Source organism: Roseateles sp. P5_E8, assembly GCF_054177665.1.
This window is the reverse complement of record NZ_JBGCUM010000046.1, coordinates 16,982-35,698: the sequence shown is the minus strand read 5'-3', so window position 1 is coordinate 35,698 and position 18,717 is coordinate 16,982. Positions and strand designations below refer to the sequence as shown.

Genomic DNA, 18,717 nt, shown 5'->3' with positions numbered 1-18,717 from the left:
CAGCGGTGCGAGACCGGACGAGGGGCTTCACCTTTCAGCGCTCAGTTGAAGTGTTCTCGCGCAGCATGCGTTGCATCAGCGTGAAGAAGCGGTCGTAGAACTCGCCGGCCGGAATCGTCTCGGAGGCGACCTTGACGAGGGAATCGTCGCTCGACGTCATCGGCACCGAGATCGAGCCCAGGGCGCTGACACCCAGGCTGGCGGCCTGGTTGCTCTTCTTCAGCGCGTAGCGGTCCTGCTGGGCGCTGACATAGGCGGTGGCAACCTGTTGCTTGGGGCCGTCGCCGACGCAGACGACGTTGAAGGCGATCTCCACATGCATCTCGCCGCCGGGCTGGAAATGCTTGGCGCCGCGCACCACGCCGGCCTCGGCCTTGCTGATGACATAGCCCTGGCTGAGCAGCGCGCGGCGGGCGGCCTCGCAGGTGGCATCGACATTGGCGTCGAACAGGCGCGAGAAGGTCTCCTCGGCGGCAAAGCTTTCGCGCTGGTAGACCTTGCTCCCCTTTTCGGAGGTGGGCACGCCGCCGCAGCCGGCCAGCAGCGCGCCGAGCAGCATCGGCAGGATCAGGACAAAACGAGAACGTGGCATGGGGGGATTATTCCGTCGTCGGTGGTGCCGGGCGGTTCGTGCCCCTTGGGGACGAGTGGCAGCCGCCAACGCGCTGGGCGCGGCGGCCGATGACAGGGGCAACCCCGGTGAAGCGTCGGAGCAATCGGCGTTCCAGAATGGCGGCATGAATTCCCGCCGCCACGTCCTTCTTGCATTGGCCACTGGCCTTCCGGCCGTGACGCATGCCGAGACCGCCATCGGCGGCCACGGCATGGCGGTCTTTGGTGGCCGCGAGGGCTTGTATGCCTCGCACCTGCCGATGTTCCACACGCCGCATGACAGCCAGATCCTGCTGCGCTTCCATCTGGCCGACGCGGCGGCGGACAAGCTGCTGCGCGAGACGCTGGCCCGTGAACCGAAGCTGTGGACCTTCGACCCCGAAACCTTCGACCTGCTGCGCCTGTCGCCCGGCCACGCCCAGCCACTGCGCGAGTTCAAGGCGCGCTTTTTCGAGGGCCACTTCGAGCGTGGCGGCAAGCCGCAGGCCGGCGAGCAGCGCGTCGTCATCGACGAGGTGCTGCTGTTCCGGCGCCTGAAGCCCGCGCAGCGACAAGCCGCGACGGGGCGCTACCGGCTCATCGGCCAGGGCAGCGAGTGGTTCGCGTTCAAGACCATTGACCGCCGGCCGGACTTCGACCACATCGTGCGCCTGGACGCACCCGCGCTGCGTGGCGAGATCGATGTCCCATTGCAGGGCCTGGCAAAGCCTGACGCCGCCGTCCAGCGCGCTTTCAAGGCCAAGGGCCTGACCGGCATCTACTTCGAGACCGACGACCTGCGCTGAGAATGGCCGCCTCCAGGGAGGCCCCATGACAACGACAGACGCCGGCAGCGCCGGCTTGAGCCCAACACCGCCCGCCTCGCCCTTCGCGGGCTTCTGGCGCCGCGTGGCGGCCTTCGTCGTCGATACCCTGCTGCTGGGCGCCGCCGGCATGCTGCTGGGCTGGCTGGCCTTCGATGCGCTCGCCGCGCTGGGCGGCTGGGGCCGGCTCGTCGGCTTCGCGCTGGCCTGGCCCTATCTGGGGTTGATGAACAGCCGCCTCGCCGGCGGCCAGACCATCGGCAAACGCCTGCTGGGCCTGCGCACGGTGGGCCTGGACGGCGCACTGCTGTCGCCGGCACGCGGCCTGTTGCGCGGCGCGGTGGTGGCCGTGCCCTGGTTCCTGAACAACGCGGTGGCCGACCCCGACCTGCTGCTGATGCTGCCGCTGGTCATGGCGCTGTGCCTGATCGTTTTTGGGCTGGGGCTGGGCCTGCTCTACCTGCTGGTGTTCAACCGGCCCAGCCGGCGGTCCCTGCACGACTGGGCGGCGGGCTCGGTCGTTGTGCGCGAGCCGCTGCCGCTGGGCGCGGTGCCGGGCGGGCCTGTCTGGCGCGGCCATCTGGTCGTGATCGGCGTGCTGGCGCTGCTGTCGCTGGCCTTGCCGGTGTGGATGCAGGGCAAGATGGGCGAAGGCGATGTCGCGGTGATGATCGCCACGCGCGCCACCGTCGTGCAGCTGCCCGGCGTGCGCCAGGCGGGCGTCAGCAAGGGCTGGACGGCCGTGCGCAGCACGCAGGGGTCGAGTTCGTCGACCTATCTCACGGTGCAGGCGCTGAGCGACGCGGAACATCTGAAGGACGATGCCCTGTGCGATCGCATCGCCCGCGCGCTGCTGGCGCGGCACGCTGCGGAGCTGGAGCAGGTGGACCAGCTCGTGGTGGTCGTGACCTACGGCTATGACATCGGCATCGCGTCGGGCTGGCAGTCGCGGCGGGTTGCCCTGACCCCTGCGCAATGGCGCGAGCGGCTGCAACGACAATCTCAGCCCATCTGAGGAGGCCCCCATGGACAAGCCCAGCGTCACCCTGATCCAGCGTCAGGGCTACCAGTTCGAACATCACTACGCGCCGGAAATTCCGGTGCTGCTGTCCGACGAACCAGTGCCCTTCGGGACTGGCCTGGGGCCTGATCCCGTCGAGCTGCTCGCATCAGCGGTCGGCAACTGCCTGAGCGCCTCGCTGTGGTTCGCGTGCCAGAAGTACAAGGACGACCCGGCGCCGCTGCGCACGGAGGTCAAGGCCACGGTGGGCAAGAACGAGCGCGGCCGCAACCGCGTGCAAGGCCTGGCGGTGGACCTGCACCTGGGCAAACCGGCCGCCGAGCTGGCTCACATCCAGCGTGTGCTGGACACCTTCGAGGACTATTGCACCGTCACGCAGAGCGTGGCAGCGGCCATTCCCGTCACGCTGCGCGTGCTCGACAGCACGGGCGCCGTGATGACCGCAGGTGGCACCACCTGACCCCAGGGTATTTCGAGACATCCATCACCAACCACGACCCCCACCCCCCGGTGTCGGCGGCTTGGCAGATGCTCTGCCAACCATAGACTGCGCCCACTTTCAAGTTTGGTTCTAGGGGGATGGCATGTTGAAGAGATGGTTCGGATCGATGGGCGCGCTGGCGATGCTGGCTGTCCTGCCTCAGGCTGCCGGCGCCGGTGCGCTGACGCTGAGCAACACCTACGCGCTGGGTGCTGCGCTGTCGGCCAGCTCGTCCAACTTCCACCCCCAGGGCATGGGCTTTGACGAAGCCGCCAACGAGTTGATCTTTGCCCAGCAAAGCGGCAACAGCATAGTGCGCACCAACCTGACCGGCACCGTGCTGGGCACGCGCACCATCGGCGCGATTCCCTTCACCGCGAGCAACACGGCCGGCACCGCGAACCATGTGGTGTCCGTTGCGGCCGATGCCGGCAACTACTACTTCAGCGACTACACGTCCAACAGCGGCGGCCGCGATCTCTACAAGCTGGGCAAGACCACGGGCGCTGCGACCGCCGTCGGCAACGAGACGGCGGCCTACGGGGGCTACCCCATCGACGTGCGTGCCGGCCAGCTCTACCGCACCGAGGCGACGACGGGTTACACCAACAACACCCTGCACAACATCCGCGTGTCGTCCACCGCGACGCCGGACACCATCACCAAGACGCTGACCCTGGCTGGCGCCGGCATTGCCGATTTCGCGGTCGACACGAGCCACAACTCCATCTGGGTGCTGGACTACCTCGCCTCGGCGTCGATCCGCCGCTTCGACCTGGACACCGGCTCGCTGCTGGAGACCTTCGGCCTGGGCCTGGAAGGCCTGGACGCCGGCCTGACCTATGGCAATGGCCAGCTCTTCTATTACGACTGGCGCAGCGGCAGTGGCAGCAGTCTGAAGGTGTTCGACATCAGCGGCATTGCCAGCACGGCGCCCGGCGCCTTGCCGGAGCCCGGCGCGCTGGCGCTGTTGACCGTCGCCTTGTTGGCGATGGGCGCGGCGGGCCGCCGTCGCACCCGGGGCGATCAAGCCCTGTAAGCCGGCGCCCGACGCCGTCGACAAGCCGCTGGGGCGACGCCCTCAGCGGCTTTTTCCATTCAGACGGGCATCTCCAGCCCCAGCTCCTTCAGGATGGCCTCGCGCAGTGCATCCATCTCGGGGCTGATGAGCCGGCGTGGATGTGGCATGTCCAGCTCGAAGCGGGCCTGGATGCGCGTCGGCCGTGGGGACAGCACGAGGATGCGGTCGGCCATGTAGAGGGCCTCGTCGACGTCGTGGGTGATAAGCAGCACGGTGTGCTTCTCCTCCGCCAGGATGCGCAGCAGCTCATTGCGCATGCGCAGGTTCATCAGCGCGTCCAGCGCCGAGAAGGGCTCGTCGAGGTAGAGGATCTCGGGCTTGACGATGAAGGCCCGTGCCAGCTCCACGCGCTTGAGCATGCCGCCCGACAGCTCGTGCGGGTAGGCGCCCTCGAAGCCCTTCAACCCCACCATGGCGGCGTAGTGGTCGGCCAGCTTGACGCGTTCGGCATCGACGCCGTGCTCCTGGCCGGTCAGGCCGAACATCAGGTTCTGCTGAACGGTGAGCCAGGGGAAGACCGAGCCGTATTGCGAGATGACGATGCCCTGCGGGCTGGGGCCGGGGTGGGGCTGGCCATCGATGAACAGGCTGCCGCCGTCGGGCTTCTCGAAGCCGGCCAGGATGTTCATCAGCGTCGACTTGCCGCAGCCGGAGGGGCCGACGATAGCGACGAACTCGCCTTCGGCGACGTCGAAGTCCACGCCTTCGATGACGGGCAGCTGGCCGCCCTTGGCGGCCTTGAAGCTCTTAGTCAGGCCGCTGACGGCGATCTTGGGTTGTTTGTTCACGGATGGGTCAGCGGACATAGCGCCACCGCACGGTCTTGAGTTTTTCGAGCAGGCGCGTCGCGCCATCCAGCAGCAGGCCGATGACGCCGATGAGGATCATGCTGGCGATGACGAGGTCGTAGCGGTTGCCGGCGTTGCGTGAGTCCATGATGAGATAGCCCAGGCCCGAGCGCAGCGCGATCATCTCGGCGGCCACGACCACCAGCCAGGCCACGCCGATGCCGATGCGCATGCCGATGATGATTTCCGGCAGCACGGCCGGGATGACGACGCGGCGGAGCATGACGCCGCGCGACACGCCGAAGTTGGTGGCCGCGCGCAGGTAGCGCCGGTCGATGGTGTGCACGCCCGAGGTCGTCTGCACGATGAGCGGGAACACCGACGAGATGAAGATCAGGAAGATGGGCGAGATGTCGCCGACGCCGAACCACAGGATGGCCAGCGGGATCCAGGCGATGGGCGAGATCGGCCGCAGCATCTGGAAGATCGGGTTGAAGGTGCGGTAGGCGCCGGCCACCCAGCCCATCCACAGGCCCAGCGGGATGCCCACCAGCATGGCCAGGCCAAAGCCCACGCCGACGCGGAACAGCGACGAGCCGATGTGCTCCCACAGCGTGCCGTCCTCGGCCAGCTCCAGCGTGCCGGTGACGACGGCCCAGGGCGTGGGGAAGATGGCGCTCTCGCTGCGGGCAACGACCCACCACCAGAGGGCAATCAGCAGGGCGATGACGCCCAGCGGCGGCAGCACGCGGGCGAGTCTCGATGTCGGCAAGTTCAAGAAGCGGTCTCCGGGGTCATGGGGGCTCTGTTTCTGTGCTGCCAGCGCCATTGCAGGCGCTGCCAGCCGGGTTCTGGCGTGGGCGCGACGACCACGGCCATCTGCCCGCTGGCGTGCGCGCTGCACGCGAAGCTGTAGGTCGAGGCGACCTCGAAGGGCAGGCGAAAACTCTGCCCCGGCATGATGAGCACGGGCCCGAACTGCTGCGGCACCTCGTCGCGGTTGCGCAGCAGCAGCTGGTCGTTCAGGCCCAGCGTCAGGTGGATGGTGTCCGGCAGGATCTCGACCTTGTCGCCGGCCATGCGGCGGGCGTAGGTACCAGGTGGGATTTCGAACGGCTCGTCGCGCGAGGCCAGTTGCAGCGGCGCGAACGCGGCCCAGGCCATCCAGGCCAGCGGCGCCACCACCGCCAGGGGCAGAAGCCTGAGCCAGCGTTTCACTTGGCGGCCAGCAGCAGCTTGAGGTCGTGCACGAAGTCCTTGGCGTCGTGGCCGTAGGGCATCATGGCCCGCAGCTTGCCGGCGCGGTCGATCAGCCAGACCGAGGTGGAGTGATTCATGCCATAGGCATTGGGCTGCGTGGAGGCGATCTTTTCGGCGACGACGCCATAGCGCTTGCGCATCGCGGCCAGCTTGTCGGGCGCTTCGGTGCCGCCGATGAAGGTCGGGTCGAAGGCGGCCAGGTATTGGCGGATGCGCGGCACGTCGTCGCGAGCCGGGTCCACCGTCACATAGACGACCTGCACATCGGCCGCGTCGGCGCCCAATGCCTTGCGCGCCTGGGCCAGCGTCGCCAGCGTCGTCGGGCAGACCTCGGGACAGTTCGTGAAGCCGAACACCAGCAGCACCAGCCTGCCCTTGAAGCGCGCAAGCTTCAGCTCGGCGCCGTCGCTGCCGTTGAGGGAGAACTCGGGCGCGGCCTGGGCGGGCTCGAAGACGCCGGCCTTCAGCGTCGGCGCGGCCTGCGCCGTCAACGGCAGCGTGGCCAGCAACAGCGCGCGGCGTTTCATATGGCGATGGGCGCGGCCTTGGCCGCCTTGACGAAGCTGTCGTCCACGTACTTCTCGTAGGCCACCGGCTGCTTCAGCGTGCCTGCCTCGATGGACAGCTGCATCAACTCGTCGAACTCGCTGCGGATCATGCGCAGGTCGCCGTAGGTCACGCGGTCGGTCGGGTTCTCCATCACGAAGCGCAGGATGTTGGGGTCCTGGTTGAAGAACTTGCGGCCGGCAGCGATCTGGATGGCCTTCTCGCGGTTGGCGGCCTGCTGGTCCAGCCAGTTGCCGGCGCCCTGCACATGGTCCACCAGGTTTTGCACCAGCGGCCGGTTCTCCTTGATGAGTTCCTCGCGCACCGTCAGCACGCAGCAGATGTAGTTGCGCCATTCGTCGCGCGTCATGCGCAGCGGCCTGGCATAGCCGGCGCGCTGGGCGGCGGCGCCGAAGGGCTCGCCGGTGCAATAGCCGTCCACCGCCTTGGCGAACAGCGCGGCCGGCATGTCGGGCGGTGGCATTTCGACGATCTGGATGTCCTTCGGCGCCATGCCCTCCTGGGCCAGCATCTTGCGCAGGAACAGAAAGTCCACCGCGAAGCGGCTGGGGATGGCGATGCGCTTGCCGGTGAGGTCCTTGAACTTCTTGTAGGTCGAATCGGTGCGCACCATGATGACGGCACCCGAGCGGTGGCCCAGCGAGACGATCTTGACGGGGATCTTCTTGTCCGCCAGGTCCATGACCAGCGGCGCCAGCATGTAGGCCGCCTGGATGCGGCCCGTCATCAGCGATTCCTTGATCTCGGGCCAGCCGTTGTACTTGCTGTACTCGAACTCGAAGGCCTTGCTGCCCGATGCCTTGTTCGTGGCCATGCGCGCCGAGCAGGCGATGGGCAGCGTCAGATTGCAGGTGACCGGCAGGCCGCCGACGATGAGAGGGTCCGCCGCCGACGCCAGCCCGGCCGGCAATACGGCCGACGCCGCCAGGCCTTGCAGCAGCTGGCGGCGGCCGAGGCCAGCGGGAGGAAATGCGAACGAATCAGGATTCATGGGTGGCGCTAGAGAGCGCGGGAGCTTTGTCCGCGCGGCGAGGGATGTCCATAGGTGCGAACGAATTTGATACGACGTACCTACATATTCGTACCAAGGGCGCGCCCTCCGATTGTCCTTCAGCGGGCCTGGAGGCGACGGCCGCGCATACCATCGCGACATGCGCAAGCTGCTCGCCATGGTTCTGGTGCTGTTCGGATGTCTGACCTTCGTTGGTCAGGCGGTCGCGAGCGTGTCGGCCGGCTACAGCGATTGCTGCCTTCACGGCTGCAAGGGCATGGCGCAGTGCGCGAATGCCAGTTGCCAAGCCTGTGCCACGCCTCAGCCGGCGCCGTTGCCGGACCAGCCCGCTGTGGCTCCCCTGGATGCAAGGCACGCAACCGTGCCACAGGCATCACTCCACGCCGGGCCTTCGCATGAGCCCTGGACTCCTCCCGATTAGCTGATGACTGCTTACGCGCATTCATCAACCATCGAAAGGAAACCCATGAAATCCAAGCTCATCAAGGCCGCTGCTGCCGCCGTGCTGCTCGGCGGCTCCGCCGCTGCCTTCGCGGCTCAGGCCTGCTGTGGCGACATCGCCTGCTGCCTTCAGCAGCTGCTTTGCTGCCTGTAAGGTCTCACTGAACTGAGACCGGGGCCGGCCCTGCCGGCCCTTTTCATTTCCGCCGTGGCTCAGGGGTAAAGACCCCGTTCCTCACGCGCCTGCAGCACCCGCGTGCACGCCACCGTGAAGGCCGCCGTGCGCAGGGTGATCTTGTGCAGCTCGCTGGTTTCCCAGATGTGCTTGAAGGCGCCAATGATGATCTTGTCCAGGCGGACGTTGATCTCGTCCTCGGTCCAGAAGAAGGACGAAAAGTCCTGCACCCATTCGAAGTAGCTCACCGTCACGCCGCCGGCGTTGGCGATGACGTCGGGCACGACAACGATGCCACGGTCGGCCAGCACGGCCTCGCCGTCGGGCGTGGTCGGGCCATTGGCGCCTTCCAGCACGAGGCGGGTGCGGATGCGCTGGGCGCGCTCGGCGGTGATCTGGCCTTCCAGCGCGGCCGGAATGAGCACGTCGCTTGCCACGTCCCAGAAGTTCTCGTCGTCGATCTTGTCGGCGCCGGTGAAGCCCGCCACGCCCTTGTAGGCGGCCACATGCTCCAGCAGGCTGGCCATGTCGAAGCCGTTCTCGTTCAGGATGGTGCCGGTGTGGTCCTGCACGCAGACCACCTTGGCGCCATTGGCGGCAAACAGCTTGGCGGCGATGGAACCGACGTTGCCGAAGCCCTGCACGGCGATGCGCGCGCCTTCGAGCGGCKGGCCCAGGCGGCGCATCGCTTCACGGCCGACGACGAACACACCGCGACCGGTGGCGGCCACGCGGCCCAGCGAGCCGCCCAGCTCGATCGGCTTGCCGGTGACGACGCCTGTCGCCGTGGCGCCGGTGTTCATCGAGTAGGTGTCCATCATCCAGGCCATGATCTGGCCGTTGGTGTTCACGTCCGGCGCCGGGATGTCCTGCTGCGGGCCGATGATGATGCCGATCTCGCTGGTGTAGCGGCGCGTCATCTTTTCCAGCTCCTTGAGGCTGAGCAGCTTGGGGTCGACGCGGATGCCGCCCTTGGCGCCGCCGTAGGGCAGGTTCATCGCCGCGTTCTTGATCGTCATCCAGGCCGACAAGGCCATCACTTCTTCCAGCGTCACGTCCGGGTGGTAGCGCACGCCGCCCTTGCCGGGGCCGCGCGTCAGGCTGTGCTGCACGCGATAGCCCTCGAAGTGGGCGATGCTGCCGTTGTCCATCTCGATGGGAACGTCCACGATCAGCGCGCGCTTGGGCCGGCGCAGCGTCTCGACCCAGCGGGCCAGGTGGCCCAGATAGGGCTCCACCGCGTCGATCTGGGACAGATACGTCCCCCACGGGCTGTTGCGCGTGGGCGAGACGAAGGACAGGTTGGGCATGAAACGCTCCGTAACTTTGAGTGGGGCGAACGGTAGCGCGAAGCCTGGTTTTACCGCCACAACTTGTCTAGCCAAGTGGGTATGCAGCCATGCGCGCACTGCATACCCACCTCTGAACACTAGAAATTGACGGAGAAATCCCACCGCTGGAGGGAAGACATGCTCTTGCCGTTTCGCAAGGTGGTGACCTTCAGGATCATGCCGTAGGGACCGTAATCGCCAGAGGTGGTTGGCTTGATCGTGACGACACCGGTGTTCGCAGCCACGGAAACCCAGGAAGGCAGCTTGCGGCCATCGGTCGGCGGCAGGATCTCGTAGGTATAGACGTCACCGACGCGGCCTTGATACATCGAAAGAGGTGCGAGCGTGATGGTAGCAATCGTGCTGTAGATGTTTTCCGACCTGTAGGGAGCGAAACACGTTGGTATGCAGTCCAGGGGGTGGTACGTCGGAAGCACGCCCCGAACGGAGATGTCGATGGGGCGCGTGTCGACCGGATACTGGGCACCGTTGCCGTCTGCTAGGAACACCCTGACGGCCAGCGCGCCTGTGCCAGGGGCCTCGGCCGACCCGGAAATCACGCCTGTGGTGCTGTCGATGGTGAAGCCGGTCGGCGGCGAGCCGATGAATTCGAACCTGGCCGCCCGTAGCGGGCCCAAGCTGCCCAGAAGTTGAGGAACGGCAGGCTGGATAGGTCCCAGGTCGATTGGGTTGATGAAGCTTTGGTAATAGCTGAAATTGATGGAAGGTTCCAGCACATAGAAGTCACGCGAGACGACGGTGAGCGTGGCGCGGCCGCCGTTGCGCTCGAAGGTCGCACCAACGGTGACGTTGAACTTGCCCATCTCGAAAGGGATGCCGGTGAAATTGCCGGTGGCGGGATCGAGCGTCACGCCGCTGGGAAGCCGTCCCGCCGTGACGCTATACACCGTCTTGTCGCCCGGACGGACCGTGAACAGACCCTGGTTCCGCAGGGTCGCGTTGCCGTTGCCATCGATGGCCGACAGCATGCGCGGGTTGTCCGGCTCGACGAGCGACAGGTAGGGGCCTTCGACCTGAACAGAGAACGCCACGCTAGCGGAACCTGAGTATCCAGGCGCCGTCACTGTCAGCTGAGAGACGAAGCGACCCGACTCGCTGGCAGTTCCCGACAGGGCGCAATCCGCGCTCAGCGTCATGCCTGGAGGAAGCGTGCCGCTGGCACGGTTGCAGCGCAGGCCTGCGGGCAACGACGGCGTAACCGCGGTGACGGTCGTCGGCACAAGCAGTTCGGCCGACACGTTGACGTCATAGCTGCCCGAAAGGGTTCCCAACGTGGGAGGTGGGCTGCTCGAACCGCCGCCACTTCCCCCGCCACCGCCGCAGCCCGCAAGAACGCACGCTGCCACGCAAGCCATTACCTGTCCCCAAGCACCCAGATTCCTCACTGCGATCTCCCCGCCCGTTGTTGATTTGTGGCCGGCATTCTCGCCACATCGTCCTGCCGGATCTGGACAACGCCTGCGAATGAACGGCGCGGCCCTACCATCGTCGCCCGTGACCTCTCTGGACCTCGCCCTCCTCTACCTCGTCGCCGCCGTGTTCGGCGTTGTCGTCTGCCGCTTCCTGAAGCTGCCGCCCATGCTGGGCTACCTGGCCGTCGGCGTGCTCATCGGGCCGAACGCGCTGGCCTTCGCGCATGACTCGGCCAGCATCCAGTACCTGGCGGAGTTCGGCGTCGTCTTCCTGATGTTCGCCATCGGGCTGGAGTTCAACCTGCCCAAGCTGCGCACCATGCGCACGGCGGTATTTGGCCTGGGGCTGGCGCAGGTGGGATTGACCATCGCCGGGGCCCTGGTCGGCAACATGATGTTGATGACTGGCCTGGCGTTACTGAGCCAGGCCTGGGATCTGCGCTGGCAAGGTGCCTTGGTGCTGGGTGCGGCGATGGCGATGAGCTCGACGGCTATCGTCGTCAAGCTGATGGCCGAACGGCTGGAGCTGGAAAGCCCGCACGGCAAGCTGGTCATGGGCGTGCTGCTGTTCCAGGACCTGGCCGTCGTGTTGCTGCTGGTGCTGATTCCGGCGCTGAACAGCAGCGGTGGCGAGATGGCCGAGGCGCTGGCCTGGGCCGGGTTGAAGGCGGCGGTGCTGCTGGGCCTGCTGTTCTACGGCGGCCAGAAGCTGATGCGCTGGTGGCTGACGCTGGTGGCGCGGCGCAAGAGCGACGAGCTCTTCATGCTCAACCTGCTGCTCGTCACGCTGGGCCTGGCCTGGATGACCGAGCACGCCGGCCTGAGCCTGGCGCTGGGTGCCTTCGTGGCCGGAATGCTCATCTCCGAGACCGAATACAAGCACCAGGTGGAGACCGACATCCGGCCCTTCCATGACGTGCTGCTGGGCCTGTTCTTCATCACCATCGGCATGAAGCTGGACTGGCGGCCGCTGGTGGACCACTGGTGGCTGGTCCTGCTGCTGACTGCCTTGCCCGTCATCACCAAGTTCGCGCTCATCGCCGGGCTGGCGCGGCTGTTCAGGTCGCCGCCGGGCGTGGCGCTGCGCACGGGCCTGTATCTCGCCCAGGCCGGCGAGTTCGGCTTTGTGCTGCTGACGCTGGGCGAGCAGCACAGGCTCGTCGCCGCCGAATGGGTCAGCCCGGTGCTGGCCAGCATGGTGCTGTCCATGCTGCTGACGCCCTTCATCATCATGTACAGCAACCGCATCGTCATGAAGCTGTCCAGCAGCGACTGGCTGATGCAGTCCGTGCAGCTGACCAGCATTGCCAAGAAAAGCATCAAGGCCGAGGCCCACGTCATCATTGCCGGCTACGGCCGCTCGGGGCAAAACCTGGCACGACTGCTGGAGGGCGAGCACATCCCCTATATGGCGCTGGACCTGGACCCCGACCGCGTGCGCCAGGCGGCGGCGGCCGGCCAGAGCGTCGTCTTCGGCGATGCGGCCAAGGTGCAGAGCCTGATGGCCGCCGGCCTGGCGCGGGCCAGCGCCGTGGTCGTCAGCTATCACGACACCCCTTCGGCGCTGAAGATCCTCCACCTCGTGCAGACCCATGCGCCGCAGGTGCCCGTCGTCGTGCGCACCATCGATGACACCGACCTCGAAAAGCTCCGCGCGGCGGGCGCCACCGAGGTCGTGCCCGAGGCCATCGAGGGCAGTCTCATGCTGGCTTCGCACGCATTGGCGCTGGTGGGTGTGCCGATGCGCCGTGTCATCCGCATCACCCGTGACGCGCGCGATAAGCGCTACGGCCTGCTGCGCGGCTATTTCCACGGCGCCGACGACGACACGGGCGACGAAGTCGATCAGGCGCGGCTGAGCTCGGTCACGCTGCCCACGGCATCTGTGCATGCCGGCCGGCCGCTGGACGAGCTGGCCCTGCACGCCGTGGGCGTGGCCGTCGTGTCGCTGCGGCGGGCCAATGGCAAGGGCCTGCTGGTGGACGGCGCCACGCTGAGCGGCGGCGACACCCTGGTCATCAGCGGCACGCCGGCCGCGCTGGCGCTGGCCGAAGAGAAGCTGCTAGCCGGCTGAGGCTGGGGCATCCAGCTCGCCACTCAGGGAGGCGGGCATGGTGTCGGGCTGGTCCGATGCATCCATGATGCGGTTGCGGCCGCCGTGCTTGGCGGCGTAGAGGGCCTTGTCGGCCCGGCCGACCAGCCGGGACAGGCTGTCGCCATGCCGGTAGCTGGCGCAGCCGCCGCTGAGCGTGACCGCCACCGGGCCATGCGATGTGGCGAAGGGCGTGCCGGCCACCGCCAGGCGCACGCGCTCGGCCACGGCCGTCGCCGCCTCGGCATCGCTGTGCAGCAGCGCGATGAACTCCTCGCCACCCCAGCGCCCTGGGAGGTCGGACTTGCGCAGCACCTCCAGCAGCCGCCTCACCAATTCGGCCAGCACCTCGTCGCCGACGTTGTGGCCGTACTCGTCGTTGATGTCCTTGAAGTGATCCAGGTCCAGCAGCAGCAGGGACAGCGGCTGATCGTGGCGCTCGATGGCGTGCATGGCGCGCTCGGCCTCGGTGCTGAAGTAGCGGCGGTTGGCAATGCCCGTCAGCACGTCCTCCTGCGCCAGCCGGCGCAGCTCGCGCTCGGCCAGCCGCCACTCGGTCACGTAGTGCTGGATGGAGACCACCATCGGGTTGCCGTCCGCGTTGATGCAGCGCCGCTTGACGACGATGCGATGGCACTCCTCGCCGGTCACCGGCAGCACGCCGGCCTCTTCCTTGACGATCTCCTCGCCGGCCAGCACGAGGGCGTCCTCGGTCATGGACAGTTCACCCACCTCGGCGCGCGGCGCCAGGTCGCGGCCGTTCAGGCCGACGAGTTGTTCCTTGGTCATCTGGCGGATGCGGGCCGCCGCCGCGTTCACCATCACCAGGCGGCTGCTGGCATCCTTGATGTGGATGGCATCGGGCAGCAGGTCGATGAGGTCCTGCACGAAGCGCTCCGTCCGCACGCGCTGCTCGACCTCGCGTTCCAGCGCCTGCGTGAGCTCGCGCTCGGCGACTCGCCATTTGGTGATGTGGTGGTCGATGCCCACGACGACGGGCTCGCCGGCCATGTCCACGCTGCGGTGCTTGCTGATGATGCGAAAGACTTCTTCGCCCGTGTGGCGCCGGATGGTGTGCTCCTCCTTGGTCAACTCGGCACCGGCCAGGATCTGCTCGTCTTCGCGCAGCGACACCTCGTGATTGGCGCGGTTGCTCGCCCGGTCTTCGAGCCGGCCGCTCAGCACGTCCTGACGGCTGACGCCGTGATAGCGCGCAAACGCCTCGTTGACCATCACATAGCGGCCACCGCGCCGCTTGATGTAGATCGGGTCAGGGATGGCGTCGATGAGGGCCTCGACCAGGTCATTGGCGCGCCGCTCCATGGCGTGGCGTTGGCGGCGGCCGAGCAGGAAGCCGACAGCGGCGGGCAGATACGCCGCCAGGCCGACGGCCACCGCCGTGGCGGCGGCGGAAGCCTGCAGAACGACGCAGGCGCAGGCCACTGCCAGGGCCGGCAAGGCCAACAGCAGTGCGCGCGCTAGGGTGGCAGCTATCACGTCGGATCTGGGGTTAGGGCAGCGTGGGAGCGTAGCAGCGCCCTGGGCCGGCGGGTAGCCAGCGGCAGGTCTCGCCGGAGACTCGATGCCGCCTGCGTGACAAGCGCCACGGCGTGGCTGGGCCAAACTGCCGCCACCCGCACTGGAAAGCCGCGCATGAACTTCGACTACAGCCCCAAGGTCGCGCAGATGCGCGAGCGCCTGCTCGCCTTCTTCGATGAGCACATCTACCCCAACGAGCGCCGCTACCTCGAAGAGATCGAAGCCAACCGCCGCGCCGGCAACCCCTGGCTGGCGACGAAGGTCATCGAGGAGCTGAAACCCAAGGCCCGCGCGGCCGGGCTCTGGAACCTCTTCCTGCCCAAATCCAACCGTGCGCCGGAGGGCCTGTCCAACCTCGAATACGCCCCCATGTGCGAGGTCATGGGCCGTGTGTTCTGGGCGCCCGAGGTCTTCAACTGCTCGGCGCCGGACACCGGCAACATGGAGACGCTGGAGCGCTATGCGTCAGAGAGCCTGAAGGACAAGTGGCTGGAGCCGCTGCTGCGCGGCGAGATCCGCTCGGCCTTCCTGATGACCGAGCCGGCCGTGGCGTCCAGCGACGCCACCAACATTGAATGCCGCATCGAACGCGACGGTGACGACTACGTCATCAACGGCCGCAAGTGGTGGAGCAGTGGCGCCGGCGACCCGCGCTGCGCCGTCTACATCGTCATGGGCAAGACCAACACCGAGGCCGGCCGCCACGAGCAGCAGTCCATGATCGTTGTGCCGGCCGACACGCCCGGCATCACCGTGCTGCGCCCGCTGTCCGTGTTCGGCTATGACGACGCACCGCATGGCCACATGGAAGTCGAGCTGAAGAACGTGCGCGTGCCGGCGGCCAACATCCTGCTCGGCGAAGGCCGCGGCTTCGAGATCGCGCAGGGCCGGCTCGGCCCGGGCCGCATTCACCACTGCATGCGCAGCATCGGCGCGGCCGAGCGCGCGCTGCAGCTGATGTGCGAACGCGCCATCGCGCGCACGGCCTTCGGCAAGACCATTGCCCAGCAGACCGTTACGCAGGAGCGCATCGCCGAGTCGCGCTGCATGATCGACCAGGCCCGCCTGCTGACGCTGCGCGCCGCCCACATGATGGACACCGTGGGCAACAAGGTCGCCAAGGCCGAGATCGCGATGATCAAGATCGTCGCGCCCAACATGGCGCTGCAGGTCATCGACTGGGCCATCCAGGTGTTCGGCGGCGCAGGCGTGTCGCAGGACACACCGCTGGCCATGATGTGGGCTCACCAGCGCACATTGAGGTTGGCCGACGGCCCGGACGAGGTGCACCGCAACTCGCTGGCCAAGCTGGAGCTGGCCAGCCACATGAAGTTGCCAGGTGGCGAGGTGCAGATGCCGGTGACGCGCGGAGGCTAGCCTCTGGCGGTCGCCAAGACGAAGTCCGGGTGGATGTCGCGCTGGCCGTGGCGCGGGAAGGAGATGCGCACGGCATCGGCGGTACAGGCTTGCACTTCACCCCAGCCGAAGCGGCGCACGCGCACGCGCTGACCCGGCTTGAACGATGCGTCTGGCGTGGCGGCGGCATCCTCCACTTCGGGTGCTGACCGCTCGGTCGCCAACAGCTTCTCGAAGCGCGCGCAGCTGTCGCAATGCCCGCAGCGCGCGGCGCCGTCGTCCAGCGACTCGCCAAAGTGCGCCAGCACGCCGGCCCAGCGGCAGCTGCCGGCCTTGGCATAGAGCACCATGGCCGAGAGACCGTCGCGGTCGTTCTGCTGGCGCTGCTCGGCGGCGGCTTGTGCGGCGTCGATCACGTCGGCCGCTTCGCGCCGCGTGGACGCGCGCAGGCCGTCGGCCTCGCTGCCACCCACCGCGCGTACGGCCCGCACGGAGCGCAATGCGGCCAGCACCTGGTCCAGCCGGCGCTGCGGCATCCTGACCATTTCAGCCAGCGCCGCGGGCAGCCAGCCGCCCTGCGGCGTGTGGCTGGCCAAGGCGCGCCAGACGCCGCTCAGCTCCTCGCGGCTGGGCGTGTGGCCGCCGGCGAAGAACTGCTGCAGCGCGCGGTCGCCCTCGCGGAACATCAGCACGCAGTCGGCCGGCTCGCCGTCGCGGCCGGCGCGGCCACATTCCTGCACATAGGCCTCGATGGTGGCCGGCATCTGCGCATGCAGCACGAGGCGGATGTCGGGCTTGTCTATGCCCATGCCGAAGGCGTTGGTGGCGACCATGATGCGTGTGTCGTCACGCATGAAGGCCTCCTGGGTGGCCGTGCGTTCCTTCGCTGGCAGCTTGCCGTGATAGAGCCCGGCAGGCAGCTCGGCCTCGCGCAGTTGGCGGTACAGGGCCGTCGCCTCGCGCACGGTGGCGCAGTAGACGATGGCGTTGCCTTCAAGGTTCTTCAGGCGCCGCAGGATGAACTCGCGGCGCTCTTTTTCCGTCTGCGGCAGCTCCACGGCCAGGTTCAGGTTGGGCCGGTACACACCGTGGCTGAGGATGCCGTCGCGCGGGATGTCCAGCAGCGCGGCAATCTCGCGCTGCACGGGCGCGGAGGCCGTCGCCGTCAGCGCCAGCACGGGCGGGCGGCCCAGCGCGCGGCGGGCGTCGCGAATCGCGCTGAAGGCGGGGCGGAAATCGTGGCCCCATTGCGAGATGCAGTGCGCCTCGTCCACCACCAGCAGGCCCACGCGCTGCTCCTGCAGCAGGCCGCGAGTGCGCGGGTCGGCCAGGCGCTCGGGCGTGGTGAACACCACGCGCACGGCGCCGCGCGTCAGCAGCGCCTCGCCCGCCAGGCGGCGATTGGCATCCAGCCCCGAGTGCAGCTGCACTGCGGCCACGCCGCGCTCGTTGAGGGCGTCGCACTGGTCCTTCATCAACGCGATGAGCGGTGAGATGACAACCGTGATCGCTTCGCTCAGCACGGCGGGCAGCTGGTAGCACAGCGACTTGCCGGCGCCGGTGGGCATGACGGCCAGCGTGTTCTGCCCGGCCAGCACGCGCGCGATGACTTCGGCCTGTCCCGGCCGCAATGCGCGCAGGCCGAAGACGCGCTTCAGCGTGCTGCGCAGCTTGGCCGGCACGACGGGCTCGCGCGGCGGCAGCTTCTCGGGCGGCGGCGTGGGCGCCGGCGAGTCCTCGCGCGGGCCGCTGCGCTGGTAGGCCACACGCCCGGGGGAGGTCATCACGGCGGTGGTCATGCGGTGGCGGTGGTGGCGGTGGCTTCGCGGCGGCAGGCCAGCACGCGGGTCACGCGGGTCAGCACCTCGGGCGCCCAGCCCATGCCCATGTGGCTGGCCTGCACCTCGATGTCGCGCGCCAGCGGCCAGCTGCGCGCATGCACGCAGGCCTCCCAGGCGACGACGCCATCGCGGCGGCTGTAGAGCGAGACCGTCGGCACCGGCGGCGGCTCGGCCAGGCGCTCGCGCAGTGCGTCGTGCTCCTGCGCGCGGCGGCCGTTCAGCAGGCGGAACAGCCACCCCACATGCGTGTCGTCCGGGCCGCCGTTGAAGGGCGTGCCGATGGTGATGACATGGGGCACGCGCTCGGGCAGGCGCTTGGCCAGCTCGCGGGCGTAGAAGCCGCCCAGACTCCAGCCCACCAAGCTTGCGTGGGTGGCCGGCGCGATGCGCTCGTGCACGGCCTCGGCCAGGCGGTCCAGCCAGGTGTCGACGTCGCCCTTGGGGCCGGTGTTCATGCCCTGGCCCCAGTCCAGCACCCGAAAGCCCGCGCGCTCCAGATGGCGGCGCAGCGGCCACATCGTCAGGCCGTCGGTGCCCAGGCCGGGGAACAGCATCACCGTGTGGCCCTGGCCGACGTCCTCGGGGGCTTTGCGCCAGTGGTTCAGCGCCGCACAAGCCTCCAGCGTGGCGCGCGCCGGCTCGGTGGCCAGCAGCGACAGCGACGGTCGCCGGTGCGGCGTCGGCGCAGCAGTAGCGCCCGGTAACAGGGCAGAAGCGGCGGTCTTGGCAGTCAGGGGCAGTGCGGAGGAGGTCATGGCCATCGCGGCTGAGCCGAGTGGGTTTTCGGTGCCTTGATGCTGGGGCCGTCGCCCGGGGCGCCTTGCCAGCGCGGCGCCACAGCCGTTGTAGGACGAACGGCGGCGAGGCCATGCACACTCCGGTTC

Annotated in this window: 19 protein-coding genes; 8 read left to right on the top strand and 11 right to left on the bottom strand. The window is 68.0% G+C overall.

Features of this window, described 5'->3' with window-relative positions:
- Window positions 1-34 precede the first annotated feature (34 nt).
- Window positions 35-592, bottom strand: a complete 558-nt coding sequence (locus ACXRVZ_RS21365; RefSeq protein ID WP_457424803.1) for a DUF2242 domain-containing protein — start codon at window positions 590-592, stop codon at window positions 35-37.
- 145 nt (window positions 593-737) lie between these two features.
- Between ACXRVZ_RS21365 and ACXRVZ_RS21360 the strand changes: the two genes are divergently transcribed.
- The 4 genes from ACXRVZ_RS21360 (at window position 738) to ACXRVZ_RS21345 (ending at window position 3,956) form a co-directional block, all read left to right on the top strand.
- Window positions 738-1,397 carry a hypothetical protein gene (locus ACXRVZ_RS21360; RefSeq protein ID WP_457424801.1) on the top strand — a complete coding sequence of 220 codons (660 nt, stop codon included), beginning with the start codon at window positions 738-740 and terminating at the stop codon, window positions 1,395-1,397.
- Window positions 1,398-1,422: 25 nt separating this feature from the next.
- Window positions 1,423-2,430 carry an RDD family protein gene (locus ACXRVZ_RS21355; RefSeq protein WP_457424799.1) on the top strand — a complete coding sequence of 336 codons (1,008 nt, stop codon included), beginning with the start codon at window positions 1,423-1,425 and terminating at the stop codon, window positions 2,428-2,430.
- Window positions 2,431-2,440: 10 nt separating this feature from the next.
- Window positions 2,441-2,896, top strand: a complete 456-nt coding sequence (locus tag ACXRVZ_RS21350) for an OsmC family protein (protein WP_457424797.1) — start codon at window positions 2,441-2,443, stop codon at window positions 2,894-2,896.
- A gap of 124 nt (window positions 2,897-3,020) precedes the next feature.
- The gene (locus tag ACXRVZ_RS21345; protein ID WP_457424795.1) at window positions 3,021-3,956 is read left to right on the top strand and encodes a hypothetical protein; all 936 of its coding nucleotides are present in this window, start codon (window positions 3,021-3,023) and stop codon (window positions 3,954-3,956) included.
- 59 nt (window positions 3,957-4,015) lie between these two features.
- Here the strand turns inward: ACXRVZ_RS21345 and ACXRVZ_RS21340 are convergent, their stop codons facing one another.
- From ACXRVZ_RS21340 to ACXRVZ_RS21320, 5 genes are read right to left on the bottom strand one after another with little or no spacing between them, the layout of a single operon-like run.
- Entirely contained in the window at window positions 4,016-4,786 is a 771-nt protein-coding gene (locus ACXRVZ_RS21340; RefSeq protein ID WP_457424793.1) for an ABC transporter ATP-binding protein, read from the bottom strand.
- A 7-nt stretch (window positions 4,787-4,793) separates the two neighbouring features.
- Window positions 4,794-5,564 (bottom strand): ABC transporter permease, encoded by a 771-nt coding sequence (locus ACXRVZ_RS21335; protein ID WP_457424791.1) that lies wholly within the window; start codon window positions 5,562-5,564, stop codon window positions 4,794-4,796.
- Window positions 5,561-6,004 carry a hypothetical protein gene (locus ACXRVZ_RS21330; protein WP_457424789.1) on the bottom strand — a complete coding sequence of 148 codons (444 nt, stop codon included), beginning with the start codon at window positions 6,002-6,004 and terminating at the stop codon, window positions 5,561-5,563. The genes ACXRVZ_RS21335 and ACXRVZ_RS21330 overlap by 4 nt, the downstream gene beginning before the upstream one ends.
- Window positions 6,001-6,573 (bottom strand): SCO family protein, encoded by a 573-nt coding sequence (locus ACXRVZ_RS21325; RefSeq protein WP_457424787.1) that lies wholly within the window; start codon window positions 6,571-6,573, stop codon window positions 6,001-6,003. The genes ACXRVZ_RS21330 and ACXRVZ_RS21325 overlap by 4 nt, the downstream gene beginning before the upstream one ends.
- Window positions 6,570-7,604, bottom strand: coding sequence for an ABC transporter substrate-binding protein (locus ACXRVZ_RS21320; RefSeq protein ID WP_457424785.1), 1,035 nt, complete (start codon window positions 7,602-7,604; stop codon window positions 6,570-6,572). The genes ACXRVZ_RS21325 and ACXRVZ_RS21320 overlap by 4 nt, the downstream gene beginning before the upstream one ends.
- A 160-nt stretch (window positions 7,605-7,764) precedes the next feature.
- Here ACXRVZ_RS21320 and ACXRVZ_RS21315 point away from each other — a divergent pair, with 160 nt between their 5' ends.
- On the top strand, window positions 7,765-8,046 hold the full coding sequence (locus tag ACXRVZ_RS21315; RefSeq protein ID WP_457424783.1) for a hypothetical protein: 282 nt from the start codon (window positions 7,765-7,767) through the stop codon (window positions 8,044-8,046).
- A gap of 45 nt (window positions 8,047-8,091) precedes the next feature.
- A complete protein-coding gene (locus ACXRVZ_RS21310; protein ID WP_457424781.1) occupies window positions 8,092-8,220 on the top strand; it encodes a hypothetical protein in 129 nt (42 codons plus the stop codon).
- 59 nt (window positions 8,221-8,279) lie between these two features.
- Here ACXRVZ_RS21310 and ACXRVZ_RS21305 read toward each other — a convergent pair whose 3' ends face one another.
- Together ACXRVZ_RS21305 and ACXRVZ_RS21300 are read right to left on the bottom strand one after the other, a co-directional pair.
- Window positions 8,280-9,551: a Glu/Leu/Phe/Val family dehydrogenase gene (locus tag ACXRVZ_RS21305; protein ID WP_458232802.1), complete on the bottom strand. Its 1,272-nt coding sequence runs from the start codon at window positions 9,549-9,551 to the stop codon at window positions 8,280-8,282.
- Between the two features lie 119 nt (window positions 9,552-9,670).
- Window positions 9,671-10,864 (bottom strand): putative Ig domain-containing protein, encoded by a 1,194-nt coding sequence (locus ACXRVZ_RS21300; protein WP_457424777.1) that lies wholly within the window; start codon window positions 10,862-10,864, stop codon window positions 9,671-9,673.
- A gap of 193 nt (window positions 10,865-11,057) precedes the next feature.
- Between ACXRVZ_RS21300 and ACXRVZ_RS21295 the strand changes: the two genes are divergently transcribed.
- A complete protein-coding gene (locus tag ACXRVZ_RS21295; protein ID WP_458232801.1) occupies window positions 11,058-13,079 on the top strand; it encodes a cation:proton antiporter domain-containing protein in 2,022 nt (673 codons plus the stop codon).
- Here the strand turns inward: ACXRVZ_RS21295 and ACXRVZ_RS21290 are convergent.
- A complete protein-coding gene (locus ACXRVZ_RS21290) occupies window positions 13,068-14,594 on the bottom strand; it encodes a sensor domain-containing diguanylate cyclase (protein WP_457424773.1) in 1,527 nt (508 codons plus the stop codon). The genes ACXRVZ_RS21295 and ACXRVZ_RS21290 overlap by 12 nt on opposite strands.
- Before the next feature lie 156 nt (window positions 14,595-14,750).
- Between ACXRVZ_RS21290 and ACXRVZ_RS21285 the strand changes: the two genes are divergently transcribed.
- Window positions 14,751-16,013 carry an acyl-CoA dehydrogenase family protein gene (locus tag ACXRVZ_RS21285; RefSeq protein WP_457424771.1) on the top strand — a complete coding sequence of 421 codons (1,263 nt, stop codon included), beginning with the start codon at window positions 14,751-14,753 and terminating at the stop codon, window positions 16,011-16,013.
- On the opposite strand, the gene ACXRVZ_RS21280 is transcribed toward ACXRVZ_RS21285, so the two are convergent.
- Together ACXRVZ_RS21280 and ACXRVZ_RS21275 are read right to left on the bottom strand one after the other, a co-directional pair.
- On the bottom strand, window positions 16,010-17,791 hold the full coding sequence (locus ACXRVZ_RS21280) for a RecQ family ATP-dependent DNA helicase (RefSeq protein ID WP_457424769.1): 1,782 nt from the start codon (window positions 17,789-17,791) through the stop codon (window positions 16,010-16,012). The genes ACXRVZ_RS21285 and ACXRVZ_RS21280 overlap by 4 nt on opposite strands.
- Window positions 17,788-18,588: an esterase/lipase family protein gene (locus tag ACXRVZ_RS21275; protein ID WP_457424767.1), complete on the bottom strand. Its 801-nt coding sequence runs from the start codon at window positions 18,586-18,588 to the stop codon at window positions 17,788-17,790. The genes ACXRVZ_RS21280 and ACXRVZ_RS21275 overlap by 4 nt, the downstream gene beginning before the upstream one ends.
- Window positions 18,589-18,717: the final 129 nt, after the last annotated feature.

Coding starts and splice junctions, on each gene's coding strand:
- ACXRVZ_RS21295 (WP_458232801.1), top strand. CDS start 11,058: ATGAACGGCGCGGCCCTACCATCGTCGCCCGTGACCTCTCTGGACCTC.
- ACXRVZ_RS21315 (WP_457424783.1), top strand. CDS start 7,765: ATGCGCAAGCTGCTCGCCATGGTTCTGGTGCTGTTCGGATGTCTGACC.
- ACXRVZ_RS21350 (WP_457424797.1), top strand. CDS start 2,441: ATGGACAAGCCCAGCGTCACCCTGATCCAGCGTCAGGGCTACCAGTTC.
- ACXRVZ_RS21310 (WP_457424781.1), top strand. CDS start 8,092: ATGAAATCCAAGCTCATCAAGGCCGCTGCTGCCGCCGTGCTGCTCGGC.
- ACXRVZ_RS21275 (WP_457424767.1), bottom strand. CDS start 18,588: ATGACCTCCTCCGCACTGCCCCTGACTGCCAAGACCGCCGCTTCTGCC.
- ACXRVZ_RS21325 (WP_457424787.1), bottom strand. CDS start 6,573: ATGAAACGCCGCGCGCTGTTGCTGGCCACGCTGCCGTTGACGGCGCAG.
- ACXRVZ_RS21280 (WP_457424769.1), bottom strand. CDS start 17,791: ATGACCACCGCCGTGATGACCTCCCCCGGGCGTGTGGCCTACCAGCGC.
- ACXRVZ_RS21285 (WP_457424771.1), top strand. CDS start 14,751: ATGAACTTCGACTACAGCCCCAAGGTCGCGCAGATGCGCGAGCGCCTG.
- ACXRVZ_RS21360 (WP_457424801.1), top strand. CDS start 738: ATGAATTCCCGCCGCCACGTCCTTCTTGCATTGGCCACTGGCCTTCCG.
- ACXRVZ_RS21365 (WP_457424803.1), bottom strand. CDS start 592: ATGCCACGTTCTCGTTTTGTCCTGATCCTGCCGATGCTGCTCGGCGCG.
- ACXRVZ_RS21355 (WP_457424799.1), top strand. CDS start 1,423: ATGACAACGACAGACGCCGGCAGCGCCGGCTTGAGCCCAACACCGCCC.
- ACXRVZ_RS21345 (WP_457424795.1), top strand. CDS start 3,021: ATGTTGAAGAGATGGTTCGGATCGATGGGCGCGCTGGCGATGCTGGCT.
- ACXRVZ_RS21320 (WP_457424785.1), bottom strand. CDS start 7,604: ATGAATCCTGATTCGTTCGCATTTCCTCCCGCTGGCCTCGGCCGCCGC.